We start from the raw sequence: 8,245 nt of genomic DNA on the forward strand, positions 1-8,245 counted from the left end.
GGGCATGGGGCATGGGGCATGGGGCATGGGGCTGGGATTTTTTATAATTTATTCCCTGCGCCCTATGGAGTTCAAATAAGCGTTAAGTTTGGGCAGTAACTTATCGATAATTGGTTTAAATTTGCTTACTTGTTCGCTTGTGATAAGCTGTCTAGCATAGGCTAATCTTAATCAGTTTACGGTCTCGTACAAAGAGCCTCTAGCAATTTTTACAAAACGCCGATTATCTTGGTCACTATGACGACCTCTTCCTTCAGCAATATTAGCACAGACACTATCAGCAGACCGAACAATTTGTTTGCCGATCGTATCTTTTGTGAAGTAATCCTATTTTTTAACAGTCTCCCAAATCTCGTTTGCTAAACTTTCCGCCAACTTGTAAACCTCTAATTCTTCAAAATCAGGTCTTCCCATAACTACCTCAAAAACTCAACTATAGCGGTTCTCAAAAAAGTGAGGTATGCCAAATGCCCTGTTTGGCCAATGCCCTGTTTGGCCAATGCCCATTAGCAATTAGTTTTCAGCGGAATCTCGATCGCAAATTCTGCACCCTGTCCCGGCGAAGAAGTGCATTTGAGCGACCCGTTGTGTCTGTCTGTAACAATTTGATAGCTAATCGACAAGCCCATCCCAGTGCCTTTACCCACAGGTTTAGTGGTAAAAAACGGGTCAAAAAGCCGAGTGCCGACAGTCTCCGGTATTCCCGGCCCGTTGTCAGTAATCCGAATGATTACCTTGCCGGCTGGCGATATTTCAGTGCGGATGCGGATGTTGCTGGGCTGTTGCCGCATTTCCTCAGCAGAACGGCGCAGATCCCGTTCTTCCAAAGCATCCAAAGCATTGCTCAAGATGTTCATAAATACTTGATTTAACTGTCCGGCATAACATTCTACTAAGGGCAGTTGAGCGTATTCTTTAATCACCTCAATTTCTGGATGATTGTGTTTAGCTTTGAAGCGATGCTGCAAAATCATCAGAGTGCTATCTATGCCGTCATGAATATTTACTGCTTTCATTTCCGCTTCATCCATGCGGGAGAAGGTGCGGAGAGAAGCAACGATTTGTTGAATGCGATCGGCACCGACTTTCATCGAAACAAGCAACTTTGGCAAGTCTTCCCTCAGAAATTCTAGTTCAATATTTTCTATTTCATTTTGAATCTCTGCAACAGGAACAGGATAGTGGTTTTCGTAAAGTTCGAGCAAGTTAAGCAAGTCTTGAGTATAGTCGTTGGCATGGGTGAGATTGCCGTAAATAAAGTTAACTGGGTTGTTGATTTCGTGGGCAACTCCTGCGACGAGTTGACCGAGAGATGACATTTTTTCGCTTTGAATTAACTGCGATTGAGTGTTGGTTAATTGCTGTAATGTTTGCTCTAATTCGTGAGCTTTATTGCGAGTTTGGGTGTAAAGTTCGGCTTGGTTGATGGCGATCGCCAATTGAACTGTAATCCCTTGCAACAATTCGACTTCGCTGTCGCTCCAAGGCCTCACAGAACGGCTGTTGCAGCAGCTAATTGCACTCACTACCCCGGAAAGTGCCTGCATGGGAATGATTAATAGCGATTGGTAGCCCATTGCTCTCACGGTTTCTTTCCACACAGGATCTGCGACTGTTTCGACATCATCAATCCGCAGCATTTCCATCTGCAAGATTTGTTGTCCAATCAGACCGAAATCGGAAGCTTGATAGCGACCTGTTAAATCGGGAAGTTGGGCCCGGCGAGATTCTTTAATAATTTCCCAGTAAGGCTGGTCTCCGTCGTCGCGGTACCAGGCAAAATTGCAGCAATCGATCTGCATGAAAGCGCGAATTTCCTCAACTGCGACTGTAACGATGCTGTCGAAGTCGAGGGAATTGCGGATTTGGGCGGTGAGAATGTTGAGCAATTTTTCTCGATCTGCTTGCTGTTTGAGTTGGGATGCAGATTGCTTCAAGGCAATTTCTGCTAGTTTGCGATCGGTAATGTCTTCGGTGACAGCTAATAGGTATTGCGGTGTGCCATCAGCATCGAGTATTGCGGTTTTCTTCGTATGAAATATGCGAGTCTCGCCTTCTCTTGTTTGAATCAGTTCTTCGGGAATGTCTACAATTTGCCCGCTGGCGAGCGCTTCCCGGTCTTTGGCGGTGAACAAGTCGGCTTGTTCTGTTGGGAAACAATCGTAATTATTTTTGCCCATAACTTCTGCTGCACTGAAACCAAGCAACTCTTGGGCCGCCGGGTTCCACAGTACAAATCGCAACTCTTCTGCTTCTTTGCCAAATACTCCTACGGGTATGGTGTTGAGCACTGATTCCATAAAATTTTGAGCCTGTTGCAGTTCTGCTTCCGCCGCTTTGCGATCGCTAATATCTCGCACGTTGGCAATGACGCTGAGATTGCCGTTGAGATAAATTCTTGACACCGCAATTTCTGCATCAAAGGTTGAACCGTCGTTGGGACGCCTAGCTTTCCATTCGATACGGGTGCTTTCGCCTGATAATACTTTTTCCCAAAGTTCTCTCATTAGTTGAATAGGATTTTCGTCGCTGGAATAGTCCTTGGTAATTGATAATTTAATGGCTTCTTCCCGACTAACTCCGTACATTTCTAACATTCGATCGTTGACATCGAGAATGTTACCTTCTAAGTCTTGAATGAAGATAGCATCGTAGACATTGTTAAAGATGGTTCGCAGGTTTTGCTCGGAAACTTGCAGGGCTGCTTCTGCCTGTTTGCGATCGGCAATTTCTTGTTCTAACTGAGTGACTGCTTGAGAAAGTTCGGCGGTGCGATCGCTCACTCTGTCTTCCAACTCGGTTGCTGCTTGCCGCAGGGCTGCTTCGGCGGCTTTGCGATCGGTAATGTCGAGCGCCGTGCCGAACAATTTTACCACCTTGCCATTGGCATCGGTTTCAGCTTGACCCAAAGCATTGATGTACCGTAATGTGCCATCGGGACGATAAAACCGGTGATCAAAATCGTAGGGAATGCCGAATTCAATGCTCTGCTGTACTTGCGTTTGCCACAATTCCAAATCTTCTGGATGACACCAAGAGAGTTGCTGCTCTACGCTGGGCGCAGCCGCAGCCGGTTCGAACCCAAAGATGCGGAAGAGTTCTTCCGACCAAGTGACGGTTTCCGTGGCTGGGTTGAATTCCCAATTACCGACGTGGGCGAGTCTCTGGGCTTCTTGTAGTTGCCGCTGGCTGTCGCGGATGGCGGTTTCGGCAACTTTGCGATCGGTAATGTCGAGCGTGACGCCACAAAATACGATTTCGCCGTTCTCGCTGCGGGTGGGGATGGAGTCGCTCTGCCACCAGCGAATCTCACCGTCGGGCTTGACTAACCGCCCTTCGTAGTGCCAGGGAGAGAGATTTTCGACGGCTTCGGTGACGGAAGCGATGTAGGTTTCCAAGTCTTCGGGGTGGACGCGGGAAATGAAGGAGGTGATGTCTTGCATCATTTCTGCTGCGGTGATGCCGGCGATATCTTCGATGCGATCGCTGATATAGTCAACTCTCCACTCTCCCTCTCTGCTGCAAAATTGGAACAGGGCTCCGGGGATGGTAGCTGCGATCGTCCGAAACTTGGCTTCGCTGGCGGTGAGAGCGCTAAAAGTCTGGCGCAGTTCGGCGGTGCGGGCTTCAACTCTGCGTTCTAGTTCGGCGTTGGCGTGTTGCAATGCTGCTTCGGCGCGCTTGCGATCGGTAATGTCGGTAGCTGTACCGGTGGTGCCGAGGAAGTTTCCGGTTTCGTCGTACAGGGGGATGGCATTGAACATCAAATGTTTCATGCTGCCGTCTTTGGCAATTTGGGTAGTTTCGTACTGGAAAATTGATTCTCCCGCAAACAGGCGGGCGAAAACAGCTAAATCTTTCTCGGCTTGTTCTGGTGTCACAAAATCGGAGAACGGTCGATCGAGCATTTCTGCTGGTTCGTAACCGTAGATATACCTAACTGCTGGGTTGACGAAGGTGTAGTGTCCAGTCGCATCGACAGACCAAATCATGTCTTGGGAAGTTTCTACCAGACTGCGGTATTTGGTTTCGCTGGCTTTGACGGCTTCTTCTGCTGCTTTGCGTTCCGTCATGTCGCGGGAGACGCCGACAGTCATGGTGATTTGGCCGTCTTGATTGCGGATTGGTGTTTTGACTGTACTCCACAGCCGCACTTCTCCGTCGTAGCGCGTCACCGGTTCTTCGGCAATTTGCAGGGTTTGTCCGGTTTCAAATACGAAGGTGTCATCTTTAATGTACTGGAGAGTGTGGTCAGGTTCGGCGAAAGGTGCGTCTACGAGCCCTTGCACTTCCTCTTGACTCATGCCGTAATAGTCGCGGAAGGCTTGATTTGCCCAGACGATTTGGGATTTGGGGCCTTTGACTAATACCATATCGGCGATCGAATCGAGAATTTGGTGATATTTTCGCTCGCTGTCGCGGAGTTTCTGCTGCGCCGATTTGATTTCTGCTAATTGCCTCTGGGTTTGCCAGTGCAATTCGGCCTGAGAAATTGCGACTGCTAAATGGTCGCCTACTTGTCTGGCAAATTCGATTTCGTCTTCCTGCCAATCGCGGGGTTCGCCGCACTGGTGAATGCAAAGCAATCCCCACAAATGTTGCCCTTGCAGTAGGGGTACGACTAAGTTTGCTCTGATTTGAAATCGCTTGAGGATTTTGAGGTGACAGGGACTCAACCGGGCTGTGTAGATGTCGCTGACTGCTTGAACGTATCCTTTGGCGTAGTTGGCGGCAAATTGCTCGCCGAAGCAGTGGTCATGAACTTTTGCGCCCAGGGATGGGCTGTATTGGGGCAGCACGTCTTCGGAGACTACTTCGCCGTCGTTCCACTCGGATTCGGGAAGGAAGCGGTAGACGGCGACTCGATCGGCATTTAGGAGTTGCCGGACTTCGGTGGCTGTGGTTTTAAATATTGTTTCTAAGTCTAGGGATTCGCGAATTTTGCCAATCACTCCCATCAGGGCTTGCAGCTTTTTGAACCAGGTTTGAGACTGCGTTTCTCTTTCTAGGTGAGCTAGCTTTTCGCGCAGGTTGGTTACTTCTTGGTAAAGGTATTCATGAAACATAATGTTATTTTTTTAGTTTTTTTGCGGTTTGGTATCGAGGTATAGCAGTTGACAGTTGACAGTGGACAGTTGACAGTTGCATAACGGGAATCAAACCATTGATACAGTACGGGTATCGCCTCTATTCATGAAGTTATTTATGTCCTCACCGATGTGGCGGTTGCTATACATAGCATCCCCATAGCGCTCTGCAAGTCGAGCCTGGTAAATCAACAAGGCAAAGGACAAATTCTGCTGCTTCTGCTAGCACTTAGCAGCTACTCGTCCTGCATATCCCTATTTTTTCTAGATTTGGAGGTCAATCGAGTATCTTAACTCAGTATATTTACGGTAAAAACGGGCGATCGGTGATTGGCTGCGTCATAAATTGTCAATAATTGAGAATTGTACTCGCCCAACTTACGCATAAACCCGGTTTCTTAACGTAATTAAGTCTGGGAAGCTGGGAAACTGGAAACGAGAAACCCGGTTTCATGGCGGGAGTGGGCCCAAAGTCTTGACTAAGTTTGACATTTTTTCCTCCCCTGTGGTTGCAATTGTCACCTTTTTCTGATTATCGCAAACTCGATCGATGTTATCCTTAGTTTTGCGATCGAATATCCGGTTGGGAGTCCTTTTATTAAAATTTGTTTAAATTTAGATCAGTTGAAAATTAGATAGAGCCTTTCGAGCGAAAAATGAGGTGCGCTTGGATTTTTGATAATTGGTAATTGAGGACTTATATAGGTTGCCAGAAACCGGATTTTTTACCAAAATGCTAACCAAAAACCCTTAATTTTGGTAAAAACCCGGTTTCTTGAGTCTTCTGTGTAAGCCATATAATTAAAAAGCCGGCGTACCTCACAAAGGGTGAGCAAGGCTATCAGCGGTTTTTTGTTGACTTAACGGGCAGTTTTCAGTATCGCCTTTGCTTCGTCAATATTTTGGGAAACCACTTTGCCAGATTCGATAAACGCAGCTTTTTCCGTATCACTGAGTTCGAGTTCGACCACCTGTTCTACTCCCTGAGATCCCAAGCGGCAGGGAACACCTAAAAATAGATCTTTCACGCCATATTGACCGTCCAAATAGACTGAGCAAGGCAAGAGTCGCGATTGATTTAATACAATTGATTCTACCATCAAACAGGTAGAAGATGCGGGTGCAAAATAAGCACTACCAGTCTTCATCAATCCGACAATTTCTGCGCCGCCGTGGCGTGTGCGTTGTACAATGCGATCGATCGCCCCAGCATCCATCAGTTGAGCGATGGGAATGCCGTTGACAGTGGAATAGCGGGGTACAGGAACCATTAAATCGCCGTGGGAACCGAGGACAGTTGCATTGACTTCAGCAATGGAAACGCCCAATTCCATAGCAATAAAAGTTTGAAAGCGGGCGGAGTCGAGAATTCCCGCCATACCCATGACTCGGTGTTTTGGTAAACCCGTAGCTTCCCACGCTAAATAAGTCATGATATCTAGGGGATTTGTGACTACGATTAAAATGGCTTCGGGGGAATGGGCGATCGCACTTTTTGCAGCTTCGGTAACAATTCGAGCATTGATTTTAATTAAATCTTCGCGATTGATACCGGGTTTGCGGGGGATGCCGGCGGCAATTACGATGATATTTGAGTTAGCGGTATCTGTATAATCGTTTGTACCGACGATTTGGCGATCGTGGCGTTCGACCCCCCTAGCTTGCATCAAGTCCAAAGCAATTCCCTGCGGCCAACCTTCGACAATATCTAGCAATACTACATCTGCTAGATTTTTCTCGGCAATTCGTTGGGCTAAGGTGCTACCGACTTTGCCTGCACCGATAATTGAGACGCGGGTTGATGGATAATTTGAAGGGGAATTCATTCGATTTTAGATTTGGGATTTGAGACTTGAGATTTTAAGAATGAGCTTAATTAGGGTAAGGTGCGCGGTGCACACCCTACCTTAGATCAAGAACACTGATGTTTTGTTTCAGTGAGTTAGTTAAAATCTTCGAGTTGGTCTACGCGCAGCCAAATATTGGGGGTGGGGACTTTGCCGAATTTGACGAAGGCGTACTCGCCGCGAACATCCATCACTTCGCCTTTTGTTTCAAATAGATAGGAGGAAAAGCGCTGATCACTGGCTTGGGCTTCTAGGCTGTTTTCCAATTTTTCGCGAATTGCGCGGACTATGCTACCTTTTTTGATTGCCATGACTTGCTCTTCTTAATTTGTAAAAGTATACAAATTTTAATGCTGATTTGGCTTTAATACCAGTTAAAAAAGTCGGCGGTTGATTGAGTCGGCGGTTGAAACCGATCCTTGTCAAACGAAGTCTGCCTCCGCAGACTCAAGAGTCGGAAGAGTCGGCGGTTGATTGAGTCGGCGGTTGAAACCGATCCTTGTCAAACGAAGTCTGCCTCCGCAGACTCAAGAGTCGGAAGCTGGGATTTTGTATATTCGTTAAATCCGCTACATAATCTGTTGCCGAACTGCTTATTTCTGACAGGCGGGGCAGTAATGAGTCGATCGCCCTGCTAATTTTATCTTTTCAATGGTTGTAGAGCAAGTGCGGCAGGGTTGACCAGCGCGATTGTACACCCAAGCGACGCCGCCGTAGTTGCCGTTCACACCTTGGACGTTGAGAAAATTGCTGAAAGTTGTGCCACCGGAGGCGATCGCCTTTTGTAGAACTTGAATGATAGCTGAATGGATGCGATCAATTTGCTCTCTTGTCAAATCCGCGCACAGAGTTGTCGGCATTACTCCCGACAAAAACAAAGTTTCATCTGCATAAATATTGCCCAAACCCGCTACCAGTGTCTGGTCTAGCAAAGCTGTTTTAATTGGTCGCGCCCGTCGGTGTAGCTTGCGGGCTAAATATTCTGTGGTAAATTCGTCGGAAAATGGTTCCGGGCCTAGGAGTTTCAGGCCGGTGACTGTGCTAGAAACTTCGGTTTCTGCGGGCACGTACCACATTTGTCCGAAGGTGCGCTGGTCTACAAACCGCAATTCTTGGTTTCCTGCAAAAAATAGGCGGACTCGCGCGTGTTTTGGCAGTGGTTCGGATTCGTTTACCCACAATAATTGTCCGGTCATCCGCAGGTGCACGCCCAACCAGCCGGCTTTTGAAGGCAGAAGGGAGAAGGAAGAAGGCACAAGGGAAGAACTAGGAGTTTGAGTTAGGAATTCTGTCCCTCCCCCACTCTCCCCC

5 protein-coding genes are annotated in these 8,245 nt (G+C 47.5%); all 5 read right to left on the reverse strand.

Translation table 11 applies throughout. The annotated features are described in order from the left end of the window. Positions 1-171: 171 nt before the first annotated feature. The gene (locus K4039_RS30035; protein ID WP_375339837.1) at positions 172-306 is read right to left on the reverse strand and encodes a four helix bundle protein; all 135 of its coding nucleotides are present in this window, start codon (positions 304-306) and stop codon (positions 172-174) included. 200 nt (positions 307-506) lie between these two features. Next, on the reverse strand, positions 507-5,066 hold the full coding sequence (locus K4039_RS26080; RefSeq protein WP_265239409.1) for a PAS domain S-box protein: 4,560 nt from the start codon (positions 5,064-5,066) through the stop codon (positions 507-509). An 881-nt stretch (positions 5,067-5,947) separates the two neighbouring features. Next, positions 5,948-6,913 (reverse strand): malate dehydrogenase, encoded by a 966-nt coding sequence (gene mdh / locus K4039_RS26085; RefSeq protein WP_265239410.1) that lies wholly within the window; start codon positions 6,911-6,913, stop codon positions 5,948-5,950. Positions 6,914-7,029: 116 nt separating this feature from the next. Continuing rightward, positions 7,030-7,245, reverse strand: a complete 216-nt coding sequence (locus K4039_RS26090) for an NAD(P)H-quinone oxidoreductase subunit O (RefSeq protein WP_265239411.1) — start codon at positions 7,243-7,245, stop codon at positions 7,030-7,032. A 282-nt stretch (positions 7,246-7,527) separates the two neighbouring features. Next, on the reverse strand, positions 7,528-8,245 hold a 718-nt coding region (locus K4039_RS26095; RefSeq protein ID WP_265239412.1), incomplete at its 5' end, for a DNA-formamidopyrimidine glycosylase.

The sequence above is a fragment of the Lyngbya sp. CCAP 1446/10 genome (genome assembly GCF_026130175.1).
In the GTDB taxonomy this organism is placed as follows: domain Bacteria; phylum Cyanobacteriota; class Cyanobacteriia; order Cyanobacteriales; family Microcoleaceae; genus Microcoleus.